The sequence below is a fragment of the Bizionia saleffrena genome (genome assembly GCF_008086175.1).
Lineage (GTDB): Bacteria > Bacteroidota > Bacteroidia > Flavobacteriales > Flavobacteriaceae > Bizionia > Bizionia saleffrena.
Map to the genome: position 1 here is coordinate 261104 of NZ_VSKM01000001.1, position 22716 is coordinate 283819.

Annotated in this window: 21 protein-coding genes; 5 read left to right on the forward strand and 16 right to left on the reverse strand. The window is 35.2% G+C overall.

The features are described from left to right. Positions 1-236: 236 nt before the first annotated feature. Positions 237-914 (reverse strand): class I SAM-dependent methyltransferase, encoded by a 678-nt coding sequence (locus tag ES676_RS01145; protein ID WP_148368197.1) that lies wholly within the window; start codon positions 912-914, stop codon positions 237-239. 306 nt (positions 915-1220) lie between these two features. Here ES676_RS01145 and ES676_RS01150 point away from each other — a divergent pair, with 306 nt between their 5' ends. From ES676_RS01150 to ES676_RS01160, 3 genes are all read left to right on the forward strand, one after another. After that, the gene (locus ES676_RS01150) at positions 1221-1658 is read left to right on the forward strand and encodes a M23 family metallopeptidase (RefSeq protein WP_148368198.1); all 438 of its coding nucleotides are present in this window, start codon (positions 1221-1223) and stop codon (positions 1656-1658) included. Between the two features lie 123 nt (positions 1659-1781). After that, on the forward strand, positions 1782-2213 hold the full coding sequence (locus tag ES676_RS01155) for a DUF5763 domain-containing protein (RefSeq protein ID WP_148368199.1): 432 nt from the start codon (positions 1782-1784) through the stop codon (positions 2211-2213). 165 nt (positions 2214-2378) lie between these two features. Beyond that, complete coding sequence (locus tag ES676_RS01160) at positions 2379-3857, forward strand: sodium:solute symporter family protein (protein ID WP_148368200.1); 1479 nt, start codon at positions 2379-2381, stop codon at positions 3855-3857. Between the two features lie 30 nt (positions 3858-3887). On the opposite strand, the gene ES676_RS01165 is transcribed toward ES676_RS01160, so the two are convergent. From ES676_RS01165 to ES676_RS01180, 4 genes are all read right to left on the reverse strand, one after another. Then, the gene (locus ES676_RS01165; protein ID WP_148368201.1) at positions 3888-4367 is read right to left on the reverse strand and encodes an OsmC family protein; all 480 of its coding nucleotides are present in this window, start codon (positions 4365-4367) and stop codon (positions 3888-3890) included. 141 nt (positions 4368-4508) lie between these two features. Next, complete coding sequence (locus tag ES676_RS15030; RefSeq protein WP_246130266.1) at positions 4509-4748, reverse strand: transposase; 240 nt, start codon at positions 4746-4748, stop codon at positions 4509-4511. Between the two features lie 554 nt (positions 4749-5302). Further along, complete coding sequence (locus tag ES676_RS01175; RefSeq protein ID WP_148368202.1) at positions 5303-8719, reverse strand: methylmalonyl-CoA mutase family protein; 3417 nt, start codon at positions 8717-8719, stop codon at positions 5303-5305. A 282-nt stretch (positions 8720-9001) separates the two neighbouring features. After that, positions 9002-10483 carry a catalase gene (locus tag ES676_RS01180; RefSeq protein WP_148368203.1) on the reverse strand — a complete coding sequence of 494 codons (1482 nt, stop codon included), beginning with the start codon at positions 10481-10483 and terminating at the stop codon, positions 9002-9004. A gap of 192 nt (positions 10484-10675) precedes the next feature. Here ES676_RS01180 and ES676_RS01185 point away from each other — a divergent pair, with 192 nt between their 5' ends. Together ES676_RS01185 and ES676_RS01190 are read left to right on the forward strand one after the other, a co-directional pair. Then, positions 10676-11386, forward strand: a complete 711-nt coding sequence (locus tag ES676_RS01185) for a DUF4197 domain-containing protein (RefSeq protein WP_148368204.1) — start codon at positions 10676-10678, stop codon at positions 11384-11386. A 261-nt stretch (positions 11387-11647) separates the two neighbouring features. Beyond that, a complete protein-coding gene (locus ES676_RS01190) occupies positions 11648-11845 on the forward strand; it encodes a Lacal_2735 family protein (protein WP_148368205.1) in 198 nt (65 codons plus the stop codon). On the opposite strand, the gene ES676_RS01195 is transcribed toward ES676_RS01190, so the two are convergent. From ES676_RS01195 to ES676_RS01245, 11 genes are all read right to left on the reverse strand, one after another. Then, a complete protein-coding gene (locus ES676_RS01195) occupies positions 11828-12592 on the reverse strand; it encodes an ABC transporter substrate-binding protein (protein ID WP_148368206.1) in 765 nt (254 codons plus the stop codon). The genes ES676_RS01190 and ES676_RS01195 overlap by 18 nt on opposite strands. 31 nt (positions 12593-12623) lie before the next feature. Next, positions 12624-13445: an orotidine-5'-phosphate decarboxylase gene (gene pyrF, locus ES676_RS01200; RefSeq protein ID WP_148368301.1), complete on the reverse strand. Its 822-nt coding sequence runs from the start codon at positions 13443-13445 to the stop codon at positions 12624-12626. A 111-nt stretch (positions 13446-13556) separates the two neighbouring features. Beyond that, positions 13557-14633 (reverse strand): peptide chain release factor 1, encoded by a 1077-nt coding sequence (prfA, locus tag ES676_RS01205; protein ID WP_148368207.1) that lies wholly within the window; start codon positions 14631-14633, stop codon positions 13557-13559. A gap of 175 nt (positions 14634-14808) precedes the next feature. Then, positions 14809-15525 carry a hypothetical protein gene (locus tag ES676_RS01210; protein WP_148368208.1) on the reverse strand — a complete coding sequence of 239 codons (717 nt, stop codon included), beginning with the start codon at positions 15523-15525 and terminating at the stop codon, positions 14809-14811. A 98-nt stretch (positions 15526-15623) separates the two neighbouring features. Then, positions 15624-16595, reverse strand: a complete 972-nt coding sequence (locus tag ES676_RS01215) for a DUF3078 domain-containing protein (RefSeq protein ID WP_148368209.1) — start codon at positions 16593-16595, stop codon at positions 15624-15626. Positions 16596-16616: 21 nt separating this feature from the next. Next, on the reverse strand, positions 16617-17795 hold the full coding sequence (locus ES676_RS01220; protein WP_148368210.1) for an AIR synthase related protein: 1179 nt from the start codon (positions 17793-17795) through the stop codon (positions 16617-16619). Positions 17796-17886: 91 nt separating this feature from the next. Further along, positions 17887-19443, reverse strand: a complete 1557-nt coding sequence (locus ES676_RS01225; RefSeq protein ID WP_246130267.1) for a carboxypeptidase-like regulatory domain-containing protein — start codon at positions 19441-19443, stop codon at positions 17887-17889. Beyond that, on the reverse strand, positions 19430-20923 hold the full coding sequence (locus ES676_RS01230) for a CsgG/HfaB family protein (protein WP_148368211.1): 1494 nt from the start codon (positions 20921-20923) through the stop codon (positions 19430-19432). Before ES676_RS01230 ends, ES676_RS01225 begins: the two co-directional genes overlap by 14 nt. A 17-nt stretch (positions 20924-20940) precedes the next feature. Further along, on the reverse strand, positions 20941-21351 hold the full coding sequence (locus ES676_RS01235; RefSeq protein WP_148368212.1) for a curli production assembly/transport component CsgF: 411 nt from the start codon (positions 21349-21351) through the stop codon (positions 20941-20943). 2 nt (positions 21352-21353) lie between these two features. Beyond that, the gene (locus ES676_RS01240; RefSeq protein ID WP_148368213.1) at positions 21354-22244 is read right to left on the reverse strand and encodes a CsgE family curli-type amyloid fiber assembly protein; all 891 of its coding nucleotides are present in this window, start codon (positions 22242-22244) and stop codon (positions 21354-21356) included. Further along, positions 22171-22713, reverse strand: coding sequence for a hypothetical protein (locus tag ES676_RS01245; protein ID WP_148368214.1), 543 nt, complete (start codon positions 22711-22713; stop codon positions 22171-22173). The genes ES676_RS01240 and ES676_RS01245 overlap by 74 nt, the downstream gene beginning before the upstream one ends. Positions 22714-22716 lie beyond the last annotated feature (3 nt).

Below are 22716 nucleotides of genomic sequence, written 5' to 3' on the forward strand. Positions count from 1 at the left end.
CGGTTTTCCACATTGTATATTTAAAACTTATTCACTATATTTGTAACTGATTAAAATTTCTAATCTTTAATCTTATCACAATAAGGCTATATGCCGTAGATGAAAATCTTTAGTCCTGCTTCGGTAGGACTTTTTTTTGTTTAAAAGAATATTACAACCCCACCGCACAATTATTATTGTGGTAAAACACACAACAACTCTCATTAAAATAATCCCTAAACTTCTATTATCACAAACTAAAACAGTGTATACAGCGTAGTAACGATACTTCCTTTACCTTCTTTTAAAGTGATAGATAACAATTGTTTTTCGGCTGTTATCTTTAAATTAAAGGGTGGAGCTAATACATTTAAACCACTATGTTTTTTCAGTCTAGTCCCTTGTCCCGAAATAATGTCTGTATTACATATAAAATCGCCATCGGGGAGATGTTCTGTTATAATAACATATTTAAAGCCGCTTAACTTACACAGTATATTTTGCACCTCTGCATTCGATAAATGCTGGAGCACTTGTCGCAATAAAGCACAATCTCCCAAAGGCAATTCGTCTACGGCAATATCCAAACAGTAAAATTCTAAATTTTCTGCTTTAAACTGTTTTTTATTATGCTCTATTAGGTCTGTTACAATATCTACCGCAGTATAGTTCTTGGTATACTTTACCAATTTTTTTCCCACATTAAAATCCCCGCAACCCAAATCGCACACTACTATCGGACTTTCAAAAGCTGTTAAAAATGAGGTTACCGCATCTATATATGGATTTACTATTTCTGGCGCATGCGATCCTGCACCAGAATAGAAACTAGCACTATTACCACCCCAAAGTTTCATTTCGTAAACCTGCGCCATTGCCATTTTGGTTGGCCAGGCCGTCTTTATTTTTTTAGTCTCACTCTCTTTCTTTTTCATAAATACTTTAGCGTTATTTGTAAACTATAACGGTATAATTACGCGTTTATAAATGTAATATTAATACAATCTACTACATAATATGCAATAAAGTATTATGAGGTTTAACCTCCTGTTTTATGCGTATTTTATAGCTTATAAAACTATGGTGATGCTTTGTTACAAACCTCAAGGTTGGTAAGCTTCCTATTTACTCGCCCCCCCCCTCAGCAACCCCTTTATCAGTATTTTGAAAAACGCACACTCTGCTTCATATCATTTTTAGCGCTCGTAGTAATTGGTCTTTTAGTTCCGCAGAATTTACAAATGCCAGTAAACGATGCTACCACTTCCGACTATAATTCGAAATCGTATTGGTGTTATCCTTGGAGGAAATCGGTAACTCATAAAGGGGTGGATATTCTTGCTAAAAAGGGAACTAAGATTAGCGCTGCCACGTCAGGTCTTGTTTTATGTTCTGGCACAATAAGAATGGGTGAAAATATAGTGGTTATACTAGACCCCAAATGGCGTTTACATTATTACGCGCATCTAAACGATTTAAAAACAAGCACACTATCTATGGTTACCAAAAAACCAACCATTGGATCCATTGGAACTAACGGAAATGCAGCCGGAAAATCACAACATTTACATTATGCAATAGCACCTATTATCCCTTATATTTGGCGCATAGATACGGATAGACAAGGTTGGCGTAAAATGTTTTATTTAAATCCTATTGATTTTTTAAAAGGTACTTAACACTACCATATTTGAAACCAAGAAATTCACAAGATTAAATATAGAAAATGAACTCCTTTTAATTAGTTTAGCCTACTTATGAAGTATTATTTACTCTTATTTTTATGTGTAACCAGCATTTCTATGCACGCGCAAAGTGTTTACAAAACACCTTCCGGCAAGAAATACCATTTATCATCGTGTAGAATGGTTGAAAACGTCTCGAAACAACTTTTAGGAGCGAACGACATTTCAAAATCCAACTTAGCGCCTTGCAAAATTTGTAAACCTTCCGTTTTATCTTATCGTTCGCGCACTTATTCCGCTTCAAACAAAGCGGTAGGACAATCGGAATCGGAGAGATGTAGAGGCTTTACTAAAAAAGGCTCCAGGTGCAAACACAACACCAGAATTGCAAACGGATATTGTTATCAGCATACAAAACAAAACAACTCTTCTTCTATTAAAGCTTCTAAATACCCCACTACAACTGCTACTTGTGGCGCGCGTACCCAAGCTGGCAACTCCTGTAAAAGAAAAGTAAAAAGCGGCGGACATTGCTATCAGCATCAATAAAAAACACTTTTAATATCCTGAATTATAGTTGTTTAAGCTGAAAGAGAGAAAACTATCAGATTTTTCCTCAAATACAATAAGATTAAATCTAAAACCAACTGAAGCTATAAGGATTAAACCTAATTACTTATTTTTGCGCAATAATTAACGTACCACGAACACGCTATGCCCAATAACACCCTTACCATTCTATTTCTATCACTTTATGTTTTAGGAATAATTACTATTGGAATACGAAATAGGAAAAGTAAAAACAGCGAAGATTACTTTTTGGGTTCTCGAAAATTACCGGCTTGGCTACTTGCCATTACATTTATTGCGTCTTGGTGGGGTGGTGGTTCCGCGATAGATTTGGTCGATCACGCCCACCAAAACGGATTGAGCTCTTTCTGGATTTACGGTGTTCCCGTGCTTATTGCCACCGCATTAATGTTTCTGTTTGCCAAAGGTATTAGAAATATTGGCAGTCTCTCGCAACCGCAGTTAATGAGGGAGCGCTACAACGATAATGTTGCCCTATTATTAACCGTATTTATTATTATCTTTATGGTAATCGCTTCCGCCATTCAAGTCATTGTTATCGGGAAGTTTTTTAATGCTTTTTTTAATATTTCTTACGAAATGGGCGCGCTAATAGGCACCGCAATCGTATTAACGTATTCTTTATTTGGTGGATTTCGAGGTGTTGTTATTACCGATTTCCTACAGTTTATTTTCTTTCTCTTTACAGGAATTTTTCTGTTTTATCTTACCTACACACAATCGGGAGGGATGGAAGCTGTAAAGTCTACTGCAATAGCCAACGGTAACACGGGCTACACTTCATTTTTTAATAAAGTATCAGATAATCTAGCTTATGTGATCACTTTTGGAACCTCGTGGATGATTCAAGCGAATATTTGGCAACGTATTTCGGCAGCAAAAAAAGCCTCCGATGCAAAAAAAATGATGGTTATTAGCTTTTTGGCCTTTATCCCGCTATACCTTATGGTTACTTACACAGGAATGTTTAGTAGTGTCATTTATGATACTGTTCCTCAAGTTGGTATTGTACCAGATCTTATTAGTAAAATAGAAAACCCATTACTTAGTGCTCTGCTTTTTTTGGGTTTATGCTCGGCGATGATGTCTACGATGGACTCTTTAATTAACACGGGGGCCTTATCGCTTACTGTCGATATTCATAAAAAATACATAAATCCCGAAGCCACAGAGAACCAAAGTGTAAAAATTGCGCGCTGGTCCACCTTAATAATGTGTACCATTGCATTATTTATTGCACTTAAAATTAAATCGGTATTAACCATTTCTTGGATTGGTTCCGACTTTCTTACTAGTGGGGCATTTGTACCTTTAATTTTCGGCTTTTTATGGGCTCGAGGAACTGCAAAAGCCGCAACTATTTCTATGGTTTTCGGACTCTTATTCTCGACATACAACCTCTTGGTTGCTTTAGGTGTAGATTTGCCCGTCGCTTGGGACATTGCATCAGCAAAACAAGCGATTATCGGACTTTCAGCATCGTTAATAGTGTACGTGGTTTGTAGTCTTTTTACAAGTCCCGATTTTGAAAGAAGCAGACGTTTTATTCAAAAAGCCAATATTTTAAACCGAAAAACAGTCGTATTGAAAAAGGATAATTAATTTGTTTTCTTCGGAAGTAATCCTTCTAATTTAGAGCGTATTTACGACTATCTCCGGCTGAATTTCAATCGGAAAATTACAAGAATTAGCAATAAAACACAAGTGATGTGCTTTCTCGTGCAATTGTATCGCCAAGTCTTTTTTTGAAGCCTCTGTAATAGTTACTAATGGTTTTAAAATAGCGCGATTAAAGAACCCGCTTCCAGAAGGGTTAACTTTTAAAAAAGCTTCGGCATTATCGGTGTAGTGTATCACTTCAATACCATTTTGCGCACAAACATATAAATAAGACATCATATGACAAGAAACTAAAGCAGAAAGCAACAAATCTTCAGGATTGTAACACGAGTCGTCACCTCGAAACGCTTTGGCAGCAGAAACCGACAAATCTGGCTTAGAATCTGAAATATGAACACTATGATTCCGACTGAAAGTTCTTGGTTTACTAGTACTTTCTCCTTCTTTTAGTGTCCAAACTACGGTGGCTTTAAAAGTATGATTTAAATGCATATTTATTTTTAAAGCTGAAGATAATGAAATGCGCTGCCATAAAAGAGGTGTGCTCTTGTTAACGTCTTTGAAAAACCAAGATCAATAAAACAGATACTCTAGAACCCATAATTAAGACGTACTATAAAAGGTGTCTTCATATCATTTCTCAGGATTTTTAGGACTATAATTTGAAATATTCCGATACCCTTTTTGATCTCTAATAATAGCATCGTGAAAAGAGCGCTGCCATTTAAATGCACTAAAACCAGAAAGATGAATGTGTTTAGATGCCGATGTTTTAAAAGCACCGACTACACTTGACAACGATTTTATTTTAACCTCTTTTCCAGAAGCTTTCAAGCTGTCTATCTCTATAATAACGTGTACGTGATTTGGCATTACCACACTAGCGTGAAACACAACATATTCCTATTGGGTTGGTAGCCATTGCAAGCGTTCTAAAACTATTTTGCCATACGCCTTTAAGTACATTACGATATTAGATTTTTCAAATGAAGAAATATTCAAAACCTCAGCAAAACAACATACTTTATCTTGCACACAGATCGTAACGCAATTAAATTATCTCGCTAATAATTATACGCTTCTAATCTATTCCGTTTTCTATTTTTCATATTCCATCCGTAAATATAAGAAAATTCTGGATAGATTAAATTCGAGATTTCTGAAGCAATTTCGAGCGCAATTTCTAGAAGAAAGAAAGAAAGAAAGAAAGAAAGAAAGAAAGAAAGAGAGAGAGAGAGAGAGAGAGAGAGAGCTACGGAAAGCTCGCGAACTGTTCTATGCCATCGCGAGAATTATCACGAGAACCCAACGCAGCCCCACCAACGACTCGCAGCAAAATATTCCATCAGAGAATTAAATCCAAAAAAAAAGACAGCCCTAAGGCTATCTTTTTAATAGTTATATGAGAAAATAAATCTCTAATTTAATTACATATTTCGTCTATACTGCCCTCCAACTTCGAATAGTGATGACGTGATTTCTCCAAGAGAACACACTTTACACACCTCCATTAAGGCTTCAAATATATTCTCGTTATTAACCGCTCTATCTTGAAGGTCTTTTAATAACGCTGAAGTATCATTTGATTCTTGTAAATTACGAAGTGTGTTAATCTGAGATTCTTTCTCTTCTTCTGTAGCTCTAATAACTTCCGCTGGCACCACCGTTGGTGATCCTTTAGAACTTAGGAACGTATTTACACCAATAATTGGGAATTCGCCATTATGTTTCAGTGTTTCATAATACAAACTTTCTTCTTGTATTTTACTACGTTGGTACATTGTTTCCATCGCCCCTAGAACACCACCACGCTCGGTAATTCTATCAAACTCTAATAAAACCGCTTCTTCCACTAAATCGGTTAACTCTTCAATAATGAAAGAGCCTTGAATTGGGTTTTCGTTCTTCGCTAAACCTAATTCTTTATTAATAATTAACTGAATAGCCATGGCACGACGCACAGACTCTTCTGTTGGCGTTGTAATCGCTTCATCGTAAGCATTTGTATGCAACGAGTTACAGTTGTCGTAAATTGCGTATAACGCTTGCAGTGTTGTACGAATATCGTTAAAATCAATCTCCTGAGCGTGCAAACTACGTCCAGACGTCTGGATATGATATTTAAGCATTTGTGCTCTTGCATTGGCGCCATATTTATGCTTCATAGCTTTAGCCCATATTTTACGAGCCACACGACCGATTACCGCATATTCTGGATCGACACCATTAGAGAAGAAAAACGATAAGTTTGGTCCGAATTTATTAATATCCATTCCGCGACTTAAATAATATTCCACGTAAGTAAAACCATTAGATAACGTCAATGCTAATTGTGTAATAGGATTGGCGCCAGCTTCGGCAATATGGTACCCAGAAATAGATACCGAATAGAAGTTACGCACATTATTCTCAATAAAATACTCTTGCACATCTCCCATTAATCGCAATGCGAATTCTGTAGAAAAAATACAAGTATTTTGTGCTTGATCTTCTTTTAAAATATCGGCTTGCACTGTACCACGAACTTGAGCGATAGTATTCTTTTTAATCTCTGCATAAACCTCTGCCGGTAACACTAAATCTCCGGTAACCCCTAAAAGCATCAAGCCTAAACCGTCGTTAGTTTCTGGTAATTCGCCGCGGTATTGCGGGCGTTCTTTACCTTTATATATTTCAGTTATTTTAGCTTCGACGTCTTCTTCTAATTCGTTTTCTTTAATATAAAGCTCACATTGCTGATCGATAGCTGCATTCATAAAGAACCCTAATAACATAGGAGCTGGACCATTAATAGTCATACTCACCGATGTTAATACGTGTGCTAAATTAAATCCTGAATACAGTTTTTTAGCATCGTCCAAACAGCAAATACTAACCCCTGCATTTCCAATTTTACCATAAATATCCGGACGTAAATCGGGATCGTTTCCGTACAGCGTTACACTATCGAAAGCGGTAGACAAGCGTTTTGCAGGTAAACCGGCACTTACATAGTGAAAACGGCGATTTGTACGTTCTGGCCCACCTTCTCCGGCAAACATACGTGCTGGATCTTCTCCCGTTCTTTTAAACGGGTATAATCCTGAAGTGTACGGGAATTCTCCTGGCACGTTTTCTTGTAAACACCATCTTAGGATATCGCCCCAAGCCTGGTATTTAGGAAGCGCTATTTTTGGTATTTGTGTGTGTGATAGCGACTCTGTATGCGTTTCAATTTTTATCTCTTTATCACGAACTTTAAACGCATAAATAGGGTTTTTATATCTATTTACTTTATCGTTCCACCCGGTAATAATTTCCCAATTATAAGGATCTAAATTTAATTTGACCCGGTCGAATTCTGCAATAAGTAATTTTACAAAATCTTTTGATTCTTCTGTTACCTCTTTATTAATCTCATCGTTAATTCCAGATTTATCTAAAACCGGTGCAGTACCGACCACAGACTGTATGGTTTTACATAAGCCGTAAAGTGTTTGTGCGACTTCAACTTGCGTATTCGCTGTTTTATCGTAGGCACGGTTGCTCTCGGCAATTTCAGAAAGGTAACGCGTACGACTCGGTGGAATTACAAATATTTTCTCACTCATTTCATGCGCCACCTCAAAAGTAGATTTCATTTCTGAGTCTGTTTTCTCCACTAACTTATCCATAATCGCTTTGTAAAGCGTGTTCATTCCTGGATCGTTAAATTGAGACGCAATAGTGCCATATACTGGTAACTTATCTTGAGGGATATCCCAAAGATTATTGTTACGCATATATTGTTTTTTAACATCGCGAAGCGCATCTAGCGAACCGCGTTTGTCGAATTTATTAATCGCTACTAGATCGGCAAAATCTAGCATATCAATTTTTTCTAATTGCGTTGCGGCTCCAAATTCTGGAGTCATAACATATAAAGCAACGTCTGAGTGCTCCATTATCTCGGTATCCGATTGCCCGATACCTGAGGTTTCTAATATAATTAAATCGTATTCTGCAGCTTTTAACACTTGTACTGCTTCGTTTACGTATTTTGATAAGGCTAAGTTAGATTGACGCGTTGCCAAGCTACGCATATATACTCTCGGTGAATTAATGGCATTCATACGAATACGATCCCCTAAAAGAGCACCTCCAGTTTTACGTTTTGAAGGATCTACAGAAATCAACCCTACTGTTTTTTCTGGAAAATCTATTAAAAAACGGCGCACAAGTTCATCCACTAAACTCGATTTCCCTGACCCGCCGGTTCCCGTGATTCCTAGAACTGGTGTTTTAGAGGTTTTATTTTTAATATGAATTTTATCTAATGCGTCTTTTGCTACTTCCGGAAAGTTTTCAGCCGAAGAAATAACACGAGCAATGGCTTGTGAATTTTTCTCTGCTAATTTATCTACTTCATTATTTAAAACATCTCCAATAGCATAATCCGATAGTTGTACTAAATCGTTAATCATACCTTGAAGACCCATGGCACGACCATCGTCTGGCGAGTAAATTCGTTCAATACCGTAATCCATTAATTCTTTAATTTCTGAAGGCAAGATAACACCTCCACCACCTCCGAAAATTTTAATATGCTCTGCTCCCTTTTCTTTTAAAAGGTCGTACATATACTTAAAATACTCATTATGTCCTCCTTGGTACGACGTTAAGCAAATAGCATTTGCATCTTCTTGAATTGCTGTATTGACCACTTCTTCTACACTACGGTCATGACCTAAATGAATCACTTCTACTCCTGTAGACTGAATAATACGACGCATAATATTTATGGAGGCATCGTGGCCATCAAATAAAGACGCTGCGGTTACTATTCTAACTTTATATTTTGGTTTGTATGGTGTTGCTTGTTTCATTGGTGTTATAATCAAAAATTAAGTAGGCGCAAATTTACGGAATATTAAAAAAATACAGGCTATTATCTTTAAATATCTAATGATAGGGCACACTATTGATTTGTAGAAGCACAAAATATGGCATTCGTTTTGTAATTTGTAATCCACAATTAATCGGTGTTATAAATAAATACCGTTTTGCAGTAAAAAGTAAAAACGGCTTTCAAGGCAAAAAAAGAACGATAAGCATCACTTTTATACAGATAGCTTATCGTCTTTTTTATAAATAAAAAATATTTTGCTCTATTGTCTTAGCAAGCTTGGGTCTATAGTAACTCCTAAACCTTTAGCTACTCCCATTCCTAATTCTACATTTGCTCTAAACCAGTGGCATAATTGTCTATTAATAATTTCATCTTTTTTATCGCCCTCAATACCACTCATAGCCCCCACAATATTACTAATTGTATTGGCTTTTTGTTCTGGCGTAAATATTCTAAACAAATCTCCAGGCTGTGTATAATGATCATTATCATTCTCGTTTCCATCAAAATACCCTACTAAATTACTTTCTAACGCATAGTTAATACCTTTTGCCTGGTCATCGACTTCAATATCATCAAAACTATTTGGGAAGTAATTTGGAGCGCTTCCCCCATTTCCATCACTACGCATTGCGCCATCTCTATGGTAATTATTAACCATAAATGGGCATTTATTTACTGGTAAAGCATCAAAATTAACGCCTATTCTATAACGGTGCGCATCGGCGTAAGACAATATTCGACCTTGTAACATTTTGTCTGGAGAAAACCCTATTCCATCCACTAAATTAGAAGGTGCAAAAGCAGATTGTTCTACGTGAGCAAAATAATTATCGGGATTTTCATTGAGTTCTATCACCCCTACATCTTGTAACGGATAGTCGTTATGCGACCATACTTTTGTAACATCGAAAGGGTTCCATTTAAACGTTTTTGCCTCCTCTAAAGTCATTACTTGAATTTTTAATGCATACTTTGGAAAATTCTTTTCATCTATAGATTTTACTAAATCACGCTGAGCGTGGTCGGGATCTATTCCTCGCATTTCGGTCGCTTCAGCATCGGTAAAATTCTCGATACCTTGCATCGTTTTGTAATGAAACTTAACATACACTCGTTCGTTATCGGCATTAATCATAGAAAAAGCATGGCTTCCGTAGCCATTCATATGTCTAAAGGTTTTTGGTGTTCCTCTATCGCTCATTAAAATTAAAACCTGGTGCAAACTTTCTGGATTTAGCGACCAGTAATCCCATACCATTGTTGCCGATTTACAATTTGTATAAGGATCTCTTTTTTGTGTATGGATAAAATCTGGAAATTTTTTAGCATCTTTTATAAAAAACACAGGAGTATTATTCCCTACTAAATCCCAGTTTCCGGCTTCGGTATAAAACTTTAAAGCAAAACCTCTTGGATCTCTCTCTGCATCTGCCGACCCCTTTTCGCCACCTACAGTAGAGAAACGCGTAAACATTTTAGTCTGCTTCCCAATTTCTGAGAATATTTTTGCTCGGGTATATTTTGTAATGTCGTGTGTTACCGTAAACGTTCCATAAGCGCCAGAACCTTTTGCGTGTACAACACGTTCCGGAATGCGCTCTCTATTAAAATGCGCTAATTTTTCCTGTAAAAAATAATCTTGCAATAAAAGAGGCCCTCTCTCTCCTACGCTTTGAGAATCTTCATAATTATTTACAGGCGTACCTGCTTGTGTGGTAAGTGTTTTTTTAGTCGACATAATCAATTATATATTAGTTACTAGTGTTTAATTTATTGATTGCAAATCTAATTAAACACTGTAAAACTAATCTATAATTATAATTGATTGACTGTATTCAATAATAACAATAAACTATCGTAAAAGAATTATTCATACCTAAAAACTATCCTTTTTACATTAATTTTGAATGGACATATAAAACTATATATAATGAAAAGAGGACTTATTATTTGCATCGCGCTATTTACCTTAAATTCTTGTGCAGAATTACAACAGGTGGTTAACCAATATCCGCAACAAACTGGTGGCATTTTAAGTAACACAGATATTGCTGCCGGTTTGCGCCAAGCTTTAGATTTAGGAATTGATAAGCAAGTCTCTAAACTAACGTTAGAAAACGGTTATTATAATAATGACTTAGTAAAGATTCTATTACCAGAAGAATTGCAGAAAGTCGATAAAGCTTTGCGCGATATTGGTTTAGATAACCTTGCAGATGAAGGACTAAAAGTTTTAAATAGAGCGGCTGAAGACGCTGTTGGTGAAGCGACCCCAATTTTTATTACTGCTGTAAAAGGCATCACATTTAACGATGCCAAAACTATTTTATTAGGTAATGATACTGCTGCAACACTCTATCTAACTAGTAAAACACAGACTGAATTATACAACAAGTTTAACCCTATCATTAAAAAATCTTTTAGTAAAGTAGGTGCCGATAAAATTTGGGCAAACTTAATTAATAAGTACAATAGCATTCCTTTTACAAGCACTGTTAATCCTGATTTAACCGATTATGTCACTAATGAAGCTTTACGGGGCGTTTATAAAATGATTGCTATTGAGGAACAAGACATTAGAAATAAAGTTGGATCTAGAACTACAAGCTTGTTAAAACGTGTTTTTGCACTACAAGATTAGCGTAACAATTATCACTATTCGATTACAATAATTTGAAGTATTAAGATTCTCTTTCGAAACAAAGTAATTAGTACGTTAGTTTACAAAACCAAAAAAAAACCAACTCTCTAAATAAGATTGGTTTTTTTTTGGTTTTGTATATTCTTAAAACGGAGTCTGTTAAAGTTTCATTGACCCTTTAAATTAGAGTAAGGCGGAGTACATTATTATTCAATATTTTACGTATATTTATGAACGTGAATTCCCTAAAGATAGTTGATAATGAAACAAAAGAACATTTCTAAAAATCGAATAAAACTCGACTTAAGATATAATCAATTAATGGAGCAGGCTTATAATTTACGCCAAACAGACCACGCAATGAGCGATGTCTCTGAGTTTAGAGCCTTAAAAACGCTTAATAAACTGAATCGTTTAGAGTTTTTAGCTCGAGGAGAAAGCTCACAACCTATTTCTTAGCGTTCTAAAATAATCGAATGCACCAATTAATCGGGATCCGTACCAAGAGAAATACTCTCCATCTACAAACACTGTTTTTGAGTGATGAGAAAATCGGCCCAATTCAAAAGCATGCTCATCTTTAAACGGATACGGCTCGCTAGAAAGTAATACCAAATCTGGATCGCCTTGTTGTTGTAATTTATTTATTTCGACCTCTGGATAGCGTTCTAAATTAGCATAAATATTTTTGAAGTTATTAAGTTCCAATAAATGGTTTATAAAGGTGTTATTAGCAGCTACCATCCAGGGCTCCCTCCAAATAAAATAGGCCACTTTTAACACTGGTTTATCTTTTATAAACTCTTTGAACTCGTTTAAATTATATTCAATTTTAACACTGATTTTTAGCGCTTCCGTGCGTTTATTAAATAAAACACCGTATTCTTTAACCAATGCTATTGTGTCTTCAAGAGTGTACAATTCTGAAACGTGAACTTTGCAGATTTCGGAGCACGCTTCCACGATCTCTTTCGTGTTTTCCTCTTTATTACAAAGAATAATATCAGGCTTAAGTGCTTTTATTTTTTCAATTTTAATTTGTTTCGTTCCGCCAACACTCTTTTTTGTGTTTTTAAAGTGAATAGGGTGCACACAGAATTTAGTAATGCCCACAATATTATCTTCTAAACCTAAATCGTATAACAATTCCGTTTGGGACGGTACCAAAGAAACGATACGTATTGGTGTTTGTTTTACTATAATCATAACCTCCGTTTAAAAAATTAGCTTCTCATTTCTAGGAAAGCGTCAATAAAACAGCTTCCATTTCTTGTTGTAATTGTAGCGCTTTACTTGCTGCTTCAGAAGCAAAATCTTTGTCATTTGAAGCGTAAATAATCCCACGAGACGAATTTATAAGCAAACCGACTTGGTCGTTCATACCGTATTTACAAACGTCCTGCAAGTTTCCGCCTTGAGCGCCAACACCAGGAACGAGTAGAAAACTATGGGGCACTATTTTTCTAATATCTGTAAAATATTCGGCCTTGGTTGCCCCAACTACATACATTAAACGCTCTGAATTCTCCCATTGTTTAGAGGTTTCCAAGACGTGTTTGTACAACGCTTTATCGTCAATTTTTTGAGTCTGAAAATCGAAAGCTCCTGTATTTGATGTTAGTGCCAACATAATAGTGTGCTTATTGTTAAAAGCTAGAAACGGTTCGATAGAATCTTTACCCATATAAGGAGCGACCGTAACACTATCGAAGGCTAAATCCTCGAAAAAAGCCTTAGCATACATCGTACTTGTATTACCAATATCGCCACGTTTCGCATCAGCGATTGTAAAAATCTCCGGATAATTATCATTTAAGTATTCTATCGTTTTCTGTAACGCTTTCCATCCTTTTAAACCGTAAGCTTCATAAAAAGCAGTGTTGGGCTTATAAGCGACACACAAATGGTGAGTAGCCTGTATTATGGCTTTATTAAATTCGAAAATAGGATCTTCTAGTTCTAATAAATGTTTAGGAATTTTATCTAAATCGACATCTAATCCAATACATAGAAACGAGTTTTTTTTGCGTATTTCGCTAGTGAGTTGTTGTGTAGTCATTACCGATTTCCCCAAAAACAGGGTGTTTTTTATCTGTTTATTTTTGAAGTAAGCATAGGTAAATCTATGCTTATATGTTATTAAAAAAGCCTCAAAATAGAGGCTTTAGTATTAAATTGTATTGCTATTAGCTTTCAGTTTCTGAGTGTTTTCAGCTAACATTAATTCGTCTAGAATTTTTTGTATGTCTCCATTTACGATGTTAGACAGATCGTAAAGTGTTAAACCAATTCTATGATCGGTAACACGACCTTGCGAGTAATTGTAGGTTCTAATTTTAGCACTACGATCCCCAGAAGTTACCATTGTACCACGCAAAGCGGAGTCTTCTTCTTGTTTTTTTGCTAATTCCATATCGTAAAGTCTAGAACGTAATACTTTAAACGCCTTTTCTTTATTTTTATGTTGCGATTTTTGATCCTGACATTGCGCCACTAAACCAGTAGGAATATGTGTTAAACGCACCGCAGAATATGTTGTATTTACTGATTGTCCTCCTGGGCCAGAAGAACAGAAAAAATCTACACGAACATCTTTCGGATTAATCTCTACATCAAATTCTTCAGCTTCCGGGAATACCATTACTGTTGCTGCACTAGTATGAACACGACCTTGTGTTTCTGTTTGTGGTACACGCTGTACACGGTGCACACCAGCTTCAAACTTTAATATCCCGTAGACGTCGTTTCCAGTAACTTCAAACTGAATCTCTTTAAAACCACCATTTGTTCCTTCACTATAATCTACTGTACTTACGGTCCAACCTCTACTTTCACAGTACTTTGAGTACATTCTAAACAAGTCTCCAGCAAAAATACTTGCTTCATCTCCTCCAGTTCCTGCACGTAATTCAACCACAGCATTCTTAGAATCCTGAGGATCTTTAGGGATTAATAACACTTTAATTTCTTCATCTAATGCAGGAATTCCTTCTTTAGCTTCGTCGTATTGCATTTTAGCCATCTCTACCATTTCAGGATCACTACTTTCGGAAATAATGGCCTCCGCTTCAGCTAAATTACCATTCAATTCTAAATACTGCTCACGCTTATCCATTAGGAGACGCAAATCTTTATATTCTCTAGTAAGTTCTACATAACGTTTTTGATTTGAAATAATATCCGGTTGAATAATTAAATCACTAACCTCATCAAAACGCTGCTTTACTATTTGTAATTTCTCTAACATTTAAATTTCTATTGTGTAACAAAAATACGATAATTTATTAATTCGCAATATGTATTAGGTATTTAGAGTTTGAAAAATATTCATCTCTTATTTATTTTACTTACTCTACGCTACCGTGATTTAAAACAGTTTTATTAACTAGAATACTTTTGGAAACCGTTATATTTTTGAATTTTTATTTCGCTTTCTCTTCTAAAAAAGATTCGTCTTCAAAAACAACTTCTTCCCCAAAATCTAAAATTGAATACCAAACTAACATAGAAGTGCCTAATAGATAAAAAATACGATTTGGAAAATAGAAGATTTCGAAGTCTAAATAATAGGCAATCAACACAAAGATATCCGATAAGAATAATCCTAAAACAAAGTATACACATAGTGTAGATTGTAAAGAGTAATATCTAAAATTATAGATACTCACTAAAATTAGCATAAAAATAATAGCAATCCCATAAATATAAAATAGCAGTTTATGAATAATACCACTGAGCTTAAAATCTACCACATCGATAATTGTTACTAACATAATAGTCAGTGCTGTTAAACTAACTGCAACCACTCGAAATAAGCCTTTTTTAGTTTTAATTTTATTAATTTTAAGAAATATGTGAAGCGAAATAAAACTATAACCAATGATAATAGACAAAAGGGTAAGGTTTTTATTTATAATGTTTTCAAAGTTCAACATTAATATATCTCCAAGTATTAAAAATAAAAATGCTATTAGTAATTTCTTATTTTTAAAACCTCTGTACGCTAAAAAGAAACACAGTAATACTAAATTACTAATTAAGCACGCTCTTCTACTAACATCTAACCCATAAAATTGAATGACGTAAATATTCATTAAAAATAACACTATAGTTATCGCAAATAAAAGATATTTCTTCAAATCTTAATGTTTGAAGGAAAGTACAAACAAAGAGTTAAAAAGCGCTTATTTTAATATAAATATTCTAAAATCTTATAGAAAGCGTAATTATAACTGTTTTAAAAATCGAAAATAACCCCTACACCAAGAATCTGTTTCCATTGCATTTTTGGCCCCTTCTCTACTTGCATGCCATCGATTTCTTGGTAAGTACTAATATCATCATCGTAGATAAGATGCGAACCTAAAGCCGTTTTTACGTAATCATTGACTTTAAAATTAACCAAAAGCTCCCAGTTTACATCTACATTCCCAAAGCTATTTACATAGTCTGTATACAATTCTATTAGACTTTTAAAGTCAATATTTTCGAATAAATTAGTCTCGTAAGCACTCGTTATTAAAATCCCAAGTTCCGACCGCACACGTTCTCCCTCTCTAATAGTATTCCCATTATCGTCGTAAACTGCTGGCTCCACTCCAAAAGACCCTGCATTAGATAAATCGCGATCTAATACAATGGTACCTTTATACGTTAATGGCGATAAGTATAGCGACATTTTCTCTATATTTTTACCGTACTCTGCGCCCGCACCAACAAAGCTATAACCAGGTGCCATAAATTTAGAAATGGGATTATCGCGATTGGGGTAACTATACCCGTGGAGAAATTGTGATTTGAAATTAAATCGTGCTGAATAATACCAGTTAGACAATGTGTCTTTCTGATAACCAAATTTAGAAGAAATCTCTAAAACATCGTCTGTTTTGCGCAGTTTTTGAGACTCTTGTTTATTGCCGCCCAATCTAATAACAGCTCTATTTTTCCAGGTAATTTTATCTTTCTTGTAATCTAAATTGGTTATAAAACCACTTAAAGCCGAAATAGAATTACTCCCTCCTGCATTCCAGTTTACAAAGGTTACTTCACTTAAATCCAGACCCACTTTATTTTTATTAGTCCACGTTTTAATTGAATCTTTTTGAACTATAGAATCTTGTTCTTGCTCACTTTTAACAGTAATAATGTTTTCTTGAGCACCTACATTTATGCTAATACATAGCGTAAGTAATAAAATAAAAACTCTCATACGACAATAAAATATTTGCATTTAATAGGTAAACGTACCAAATTCACTTTTAATTGTAAGCTTTTTATCTTCGGAAGCTTCCACGCGCCCAACAATCTGAGCATTAACATTATAACTTTTAGATATTTCTATAATTTCGGTTGCAACCTCTGGACTAACATACAATTCCATTCTGTGCCCACAGTTAAACACTTGGTACATTTCTTTCCAATCCGTTTTAGATTGTTCTTGTATTAATTTAAAAAGCGGTGGTACGGGGAATAAATTATCTTTTACAATATGAAATTGATCTACAAAATGAAGAATTTTTGTTTGTGCACCACCCGAGCAGTGAATCATTCCATGAACATCTTCACTTGTATATTTCGACAATATATTTTTAATAATGGGCGCGTACGTTCGCGTCGCAGATAACACTAATTTTCCGGCATCTATTGGCGAATCTTCAACAGTATCTGTTAACATCATTTGTCCGGAATACACTAAATCACTTGGTACTGCGGCATCAAAGCTTTCCGGGTATTTCTTAGCTAAATAGTTATGAAACACATCATGTCTGGCCGACGTTAGCCCGTTGCTTCCCATTCCTCCGTTATACTCTTTTTCGTAAGATGCTTGTCCGAAACTCTCCAATCCAACGATAACGTCACCCGCTTTTATATTAGCATTATCAATAACATCGCTACGTTTCATTCTGGCTGTAACTGTAGAATCTACGATAATAGTTCTTACCAAGTCACCAACATCGGCAGTTTCACCACCAGTAGAGTGGATTGTAACCCCGAAGGTTTTTAATTCTTCAATGAGTTCTTCCGTTCCGTTAATAATTGCTGAAAGCACTTCCCCTGGAATCAAATTTTTATTTCTCCCAATGGTAGACGACAGCATAATATTATCGGTAGCACCGACACAAAGCAAGTCGTCAATATTCATTATTAAAGCATCTTGCGCAATACCTTTCCAGACAGAGATATCGCCTGTTTCTTTCCAGTACATATAGGCTAAGGCACTTTTGGTACCTGCTCCATCGGCGTGCATTATTAAGCAATAATCGTCGTCGTTGGTTAAATAATCGGGAACGATTTTACAGAATGCTTTAGGAAACAATCCTTTATCGATATTTTTTATGGCATTATGAACATCTTCTTTTGAAGCTGACACTCCTCTTTGACTGTAACGTTTACTTATTTCAGAACTCATAGTATGTTGTTGAATTGCAAATATATTTATAAATAAAAAGCACACAAGTATATTGTGTGCTTTTAGGTTTAAATTGTGAAAAAAGTGGCTTTTATTTCCAGTCGGGCATAGAACCCGCGCTAAATAATTGCTTTTCTTCTATTGTGGTATCAAACTGTAATTTAAAAACACTAGGAATAGCTCCTATATTATTACCAACTCTAGTAAAAATAACAGCACCTTCATTCGGCGCGTATTTTACATCTAAATCGTTTTCACCTAGTGCCGCATCTGTTGATAGTTGAGCCCCAACCATTGATGGTATATCGAAAACAAACATACGACTCTCAAAAATTCGATAATTTAGATTTTCGCTTCCAGAAACATCGCGCGTATAAACCACTCTTTGCCCATTTGCAGTAATATCTATACCGCCTAAAGCGCCAGGCACCCCTTGCGTTACAATCGTCTCTTCTGTATTTAAAGATAATCGATAGGTAAAAATTCTTGCATTGTACCCACTATAATCATTCGTTTTTATAAGCAATAAATCGGTATCGAATGCGGCCTCTTCCACTTCCGTTATGAAAGATCCATCAGTTGTTTGATACATTAGAACCGTACCGCTTCCATCTGCATTTACTCTGTACAACTTATCGAGGTTCGGGTAATATAACTGACTCCCGTTTTGTGCCCAGCAAAAATCGGCCTCATCTATTCTAAATCCATTAACTGGGATTACTGAAGTTATCTGTGTTTTATTTCCACCACCAGTGTCCATAGTGAAAATCTGTGTATTCCCTCCCACATTTCGTAGATACGCAACTTTATTAATTACGGGGTTTGAACGAGGTCTAAAGCTATTATTCGCAGCACTCGTCAACTTTAACACACTAATATCAGCTTCTGATTCGTTACCATTTAGGCCATCTTCATTGCCGGAATAAATAACACTATTTCCTTCCTCTCTCTTAACAAAAAAGTAAGGATTGTTAGGTAAAGCAATTGTTGTAAACTGACTGATTTGAGAGACCACATCGTCATTAACGCCATCATTTACTTTTACTTGCCAGAAATACGTTGTTGCTAAATCCAAGTTAGATGCTAAATAAAAAGTGTCTTGAGCAGTTTCATAAAGTTCTATATTGTTTGTTGCACCATTTCTCAACTCCAGTATGTAACTTAAATCATCATCTGTATCTGGATCAGACGATTCCCAAGTAAATTGTACCTCGAAAGGAACGTCTGTTTGTAAATCTTCAGGAAACACTAAAACTGGCACACTAGGTGGTTGGTTATTCGCGTTACTTAAGGCTAACTCAAATGCTACTACAGCTACTGTATTCTCCAACACTGCAACCGACTCAAAAGCTGTGACATAGCCCGCTAACTCAGCTTGAACAGCGTACGTATTTACTACCGCATTCTCAATCATAAAGTTTCCTTCCTCGTCGGTGAAAACAGTACTAGACACAGGATTGGTTGATACTTTTACGTTCTCTAAGGGTGCATTGGTTCCTTTTGCCACAACTTTACCGTTGATTGTTCCAATGCGATCACCATCTATTTGTTCTTCACTACATGTTGTAAATACTAGTAACAAAAGTGGTAAGAATACTAAGGTTTTTAACTGTTTCATCATCACATCTTTTATATTAGTTACTATCATTGCTTACCGGTTTTAATTCACTTTCATTTGTTTCTTCTTTATAAAAACTTTTCTCAATATTATTCCTTTTTATTCTTCTTAATTCTTTTTTACGTGCTCTTTTTTCTTGTTTTTTAGGATCGTTATTTCCTAAATAAAAATTTAAACCAACTCCTGCTCGTAGATACATATCATCTCTTTCCCCTCTAACAACACCGTCCAAATCATCGCTAAACACAAAATTATTATCTAAAAATAGGGAAATACCAAGATTATTTAGAGCTAGATACTCAAGACCTCCGCCAAAAAACAATTTGGGGTGGATGCCATTAAAATCGTTAGAAATATTTGTTCCCGCGCCCGCAAAAACAAAAGGCGATAATTTATCGAATGGTAAAATAGTGTATTCTAAATTTGCATCTAAAGCATAAAAACTCTGATTAAAGATATTCTCGTTAGCGAGATTAAATCTGTTAAGGTTTAAGTTTAAATTAAAATGATTATTGAGATAGCGCTTATATCCTATTCTCGAATTTAACTTCCATTGAGAATTCACGTAGTCTCCGTTAATAAGCGCACCCCCCAAAGACAATTGAATGGCACTAATTGGCCGTCTCTTATAAAGTTTACGGTTATAAAGATCCGTTAATTTAGAGTCATCTAATTCTGCTACATAGTTTTCGACTAATTCTTTGTCTATTTCCGGTCCGGCTTTAGTAGACCAATAGCCATCTTTAATACCTTCAAGTATTAAATCATGAACTGCTTTCTCCACGGCATCTTTTACAGCTAACTGAACGGGCTCATTTCGAGTAAATCCAGTCTCGGCTTCTAGTAGTCTTTGAAACTTTACAAAGCGAAACAAGCTAACATCTACCGCTTGAGATAAAATCGTTTTCGAAACATAGATGGTCTTCAAAATCTCTCCATTACTCGTAGAAACAGCTCTTAAATAGACCGTAATACGATCTTGTCTATACTTGGCGGAACCTCCAACACCAAAATAACGCGCTCCTGCACCACCTGTAATAATATTTGTATCATAAGAGACTATTCCACCCTCAAGCATTAATCCCGCATAAAGCAATGGCGGCAATGGCGGCTCGTTAGGATTCAATCCTTTAATATATTCTTGTTTTGTGTTTCTAATAATATTTCTTTCGGTAGAAAGATTACTTAAGTTTTCTCTTTCAATAGGTACAAACCATCCCGAATCTCCTAAAGCTTTTATTAAAATTGTGGTTGCTCCTTGAGTCACAGCTGTACTAAACGTACTTCCGTTTTCTACGGCTTTATATTGACCTGTTTGATCACTAAAGTTATACACCGCAACCTCTACAGGTGTTTTTGCCGGAGGTAAATCTAGAAGAATGTTAGTAGACTTCGAATCTTCTCCTATCCTAGCAGCTTCTTGAGTAAATGGCTGATTGAAGTATGTTCCACAAGAACACATTAGCATACAAATAGATAAGTAGGCAATACATTTGTGATTAGTTAGCATAGAATATTATTCTTAAATTATGGATTTGGAACAATTACTTGGGTTTGCTCACCATTTGAGGTGTCTAAAATATTAATAACTAAGCCTTCGTCAGACTCAAAAACCTCAACATTTAGAGTTCCAAAAGTAAAGGTTCCTTCTTCATCGAAATTCCCAACAGCTTGGACTTGTTGCGCCAGTAGCACTCTCGAAATCTGACTTAACACTTGTTGATTTAGTCTATTTCCAAATTGATCCAACTCAGATTGCTGAGTGCTTTCTGCTCTTGGCGCTGTAAAACCATTTTGAGCAGATGCAGAACTAAGTAACCAATTATAATTAAAGGTGTCTCCTCCAAATGCAGGATTTAAAGGCTTATAACTAAACTGCTGAGAGAACGAGCACATTATTACACCAAAAAATAGCAGGATAAACAGTTTGAATTTCATAATTAATAGCGTTTTAATGACTCTTTTTGTTGTGCTAATTGCTGTAAATACATAATACTTCTATCTAAAGCTCTATCTGCCATATCTTTTAAAAACTCTTTTTGTGGTCTTGAAAAAAACTGCCAAACGAGCTGACCATCTACTTTCACTGATATTCTTGTGCTACGTCGTTGTCCTGGCACTTCTTCTATAAGAATATTCTTTCCTGTCTTAATTTGTTTATTATAATACTCTGAATAAAAATACCTATAGAAATCTCTTCCCGGTTTCGTCAATGTTTTTTGAAGAACTAGTCCATTTAAAAAAAAGCCATCTTTTGCTGAAGTATCTTGATCTTCAGGCTGTTCTTTTACATTTACCTTTTGTTCATTATCCAACTCAATCTTCAAACCTCCTTGTCCATCATTATAAACCACTAGGCGATCCTTTCCTATCGCTCCTTGATTTTTATCTGAGGATTCTAATGGATAGATTAAAAGTAAGAGAATAGATTTATCATCGGAGTTATTATTTATTGTTACTGAAGATAGTATTTTTTTTTCATTTCCTTTTAAAAAGAAACGATTAGCCTGTGAAGTTTTCGATGAATTGTTATTTCCATCGACTTTAAACACCATAAATTCATATCGCAAACTAAAATCTGAAAAGTCTAAGTTTTCAGCTGTTGCTGTAAAGGTTACAAATTCACTTGTTCTTTCAATATTAATTTGAGCTTTAACTTCTTGATTATATATTTCTTGCGCCAACAAGCTTGTTGACAACATAAAAAAAACAATCAAAGAGCACACGCTCTTAATCACCATTTTCATTGTGCTACTATTATTCGAAACTCCTAATAATAATTGTAGGAGAAGCGTCAGTTTGAGTAAATTTAATATTTTTTGTGATTTCATTACTTCCAAAACGTTCGAATTTTAAATTATCACCATTCTGAATTAAATCTAAGGAAATTTCTGCATTTCGATCTAAAACATAATCTTTAATGTTATTATTATTTCCTATTTGCTTTAAATCTGCAACTACCTTATTAACTTCATAATCTAACTGCACCTTATTTAAATCTCCGTTTTGAGCAATTCTAATTTCACTAGCATTAGATGTAACATCTGCCGCTATGGTATTATAAGCGCCTATCTGAGTAACAAACACTGAATTACCCTGAACTATTGATAATTTAGGATTAACAGTTGTAGTAAAAAAGGAGCTAAAAATCTCTGGGGAGACATTTTCTCCATTTAACTTTGTTACCGTGGTTTCACTTTCTGTATTTTCTTTATTATAGTTTTGACAAAAACTTATTTGAAAAACAGTCATGAATAAAACAGAAGCAAAAACTACTTTTAAATTTATTGTTGTTTTCATTGT

Bases quoted from the DNA above. Each gene is read 5' to 3' on its own strand.
- ES676_RS01145 (WP_148368197.1), bottom strand. From the start codon at position 914: ATGAAAAAGAAAGAGAGTGAGACTAAAAAAATAAAGACGGCCTGGCCA.
- ES676_RS01150 (WP_148368198.1), top strand. From the start codon at position 1,221: ATGCCAGTAAACGATGCTACCACTTCCGACTATAATTCGAAATCGTAT.
- ES676_RS01155 (WP_148368199.1), top strand. From the start codon at position 1,782: ATGCACGCGCAAAGTGTTTACAAAACACCTTCCGGCAAGAAATACCAT.
- ES676_RS01160 (WP_148368200.1), top strand. From the start codon at position 2,379: ATGCCCAATAACACCCTTACCATTCTATTTCTATCACTTTATGTTTTA.
- ES676_RS01165 (WP_148368201.1), bottom strand. From the start codon at position 4,367: ATGCATTTAAATCATACTTTTAAAGCCACCGTAGTTTGGACACTAAAA.
- ES676_RS15030 (WP_246130266.1), bottom strand. From the start codon at position 4,748: ATGCCAAATCACGTACACGTTATTATAGAGATAGACAGCTTGAAAGCT.
- ES676_RS01175 (WP_148368202.1), bottom strand. From the start codon at position 8,719: ATGAAACAAGCAACACCATACAAACCAAAATATAAAGTTAGAATAGTA.
- ES676_RS01180 (WP_148368203.1), bottom strand. From the start codon at position 10,483: ATGTCGACTAAAAAAACACTTACCACACAAGCAGGTACGCCTGTAAAT.
- ES676_RS01185 (WP_148368204.1), top strand. From the start codon at position 10,676: ATGAAAAGAGGACTTATTATTTGCATCGCGCTATTTACCTTAAATTCT.
- ES676_RS01190 (WP_148368205.1), top strand. From the start codon at position 11,648: ATGAAACAAAAGAACATTTCTAAAAATCGAATAAAACTCGACTTAAGA.
- ES676_RS01195 (WP_148368206.1), bottom strand. From the start codon at position 12,592: ATGATTATAGTAAAACAAACACCAATACGTATCGTTTCTTTGGTACCG.
- pyrF (WP_148368301.1), bottom strand. From the start codon at position 13,445: ATGACTACACAACAACTCACTAGCGAAATACGCAAAAAAAACTCGTTT.
- prfA (WP_148368207.1), bottom strand. From the start codon at position 14,633: ATGTTAGAGAAATTACAAATAGTAAAGCAGCGTTTTGATGAGGTTAGT.
- ES676_RS01215 (WP_148368209.1), bottom strand. From the start codon at position 16,595: ATGAGAGTTTTTATTTTATTACTTACGCTATGTATTAGCATAAATGTA.
- ES676_RS01220 (WP_148368210.1), bottom strand. From the start codon at position 17,795: ATGAGTTCTGAAATAAGTAAACGTTACAGTCAAAGAGGAGTGTCAGCT.
- ES676_RS01225 (WP_246130267.1), bottom strand. From the start codon at position 19,443: ATGATAGTAACTAATATAAAAGATGTGATGATGAAACAGTTAAAAACC.
- ES676_RS01230 (WP_148368211.1), bottom strand. From the start codon at position 20,923: ATGCTAACTAATCACAAATGTATTGCCTACTTATCTATTTGTATGCTA.
- ES676_RS01235 (WP_148368212.1), bottom strand. From the start codon at position 21,351: ATGAAATTCAAACTGTTTATCCTGCTATTTTTTGGTGTAATAATGTGC.
- ES676_RS01240 (WP_148368213.1), bottom strand. From the start codon at position 22,244: ATGAAATCACAAAAAATATTAAATTTACTCAAACTGACGCTTCTCCTA.
- ES676_RS01245 (WP_148368214.1), bottom strand. From the start codon at position 22,713: ATGAAAACAACAATAAATTTAAAAGTAGTTTTTGCTTCTGTTTTATTC.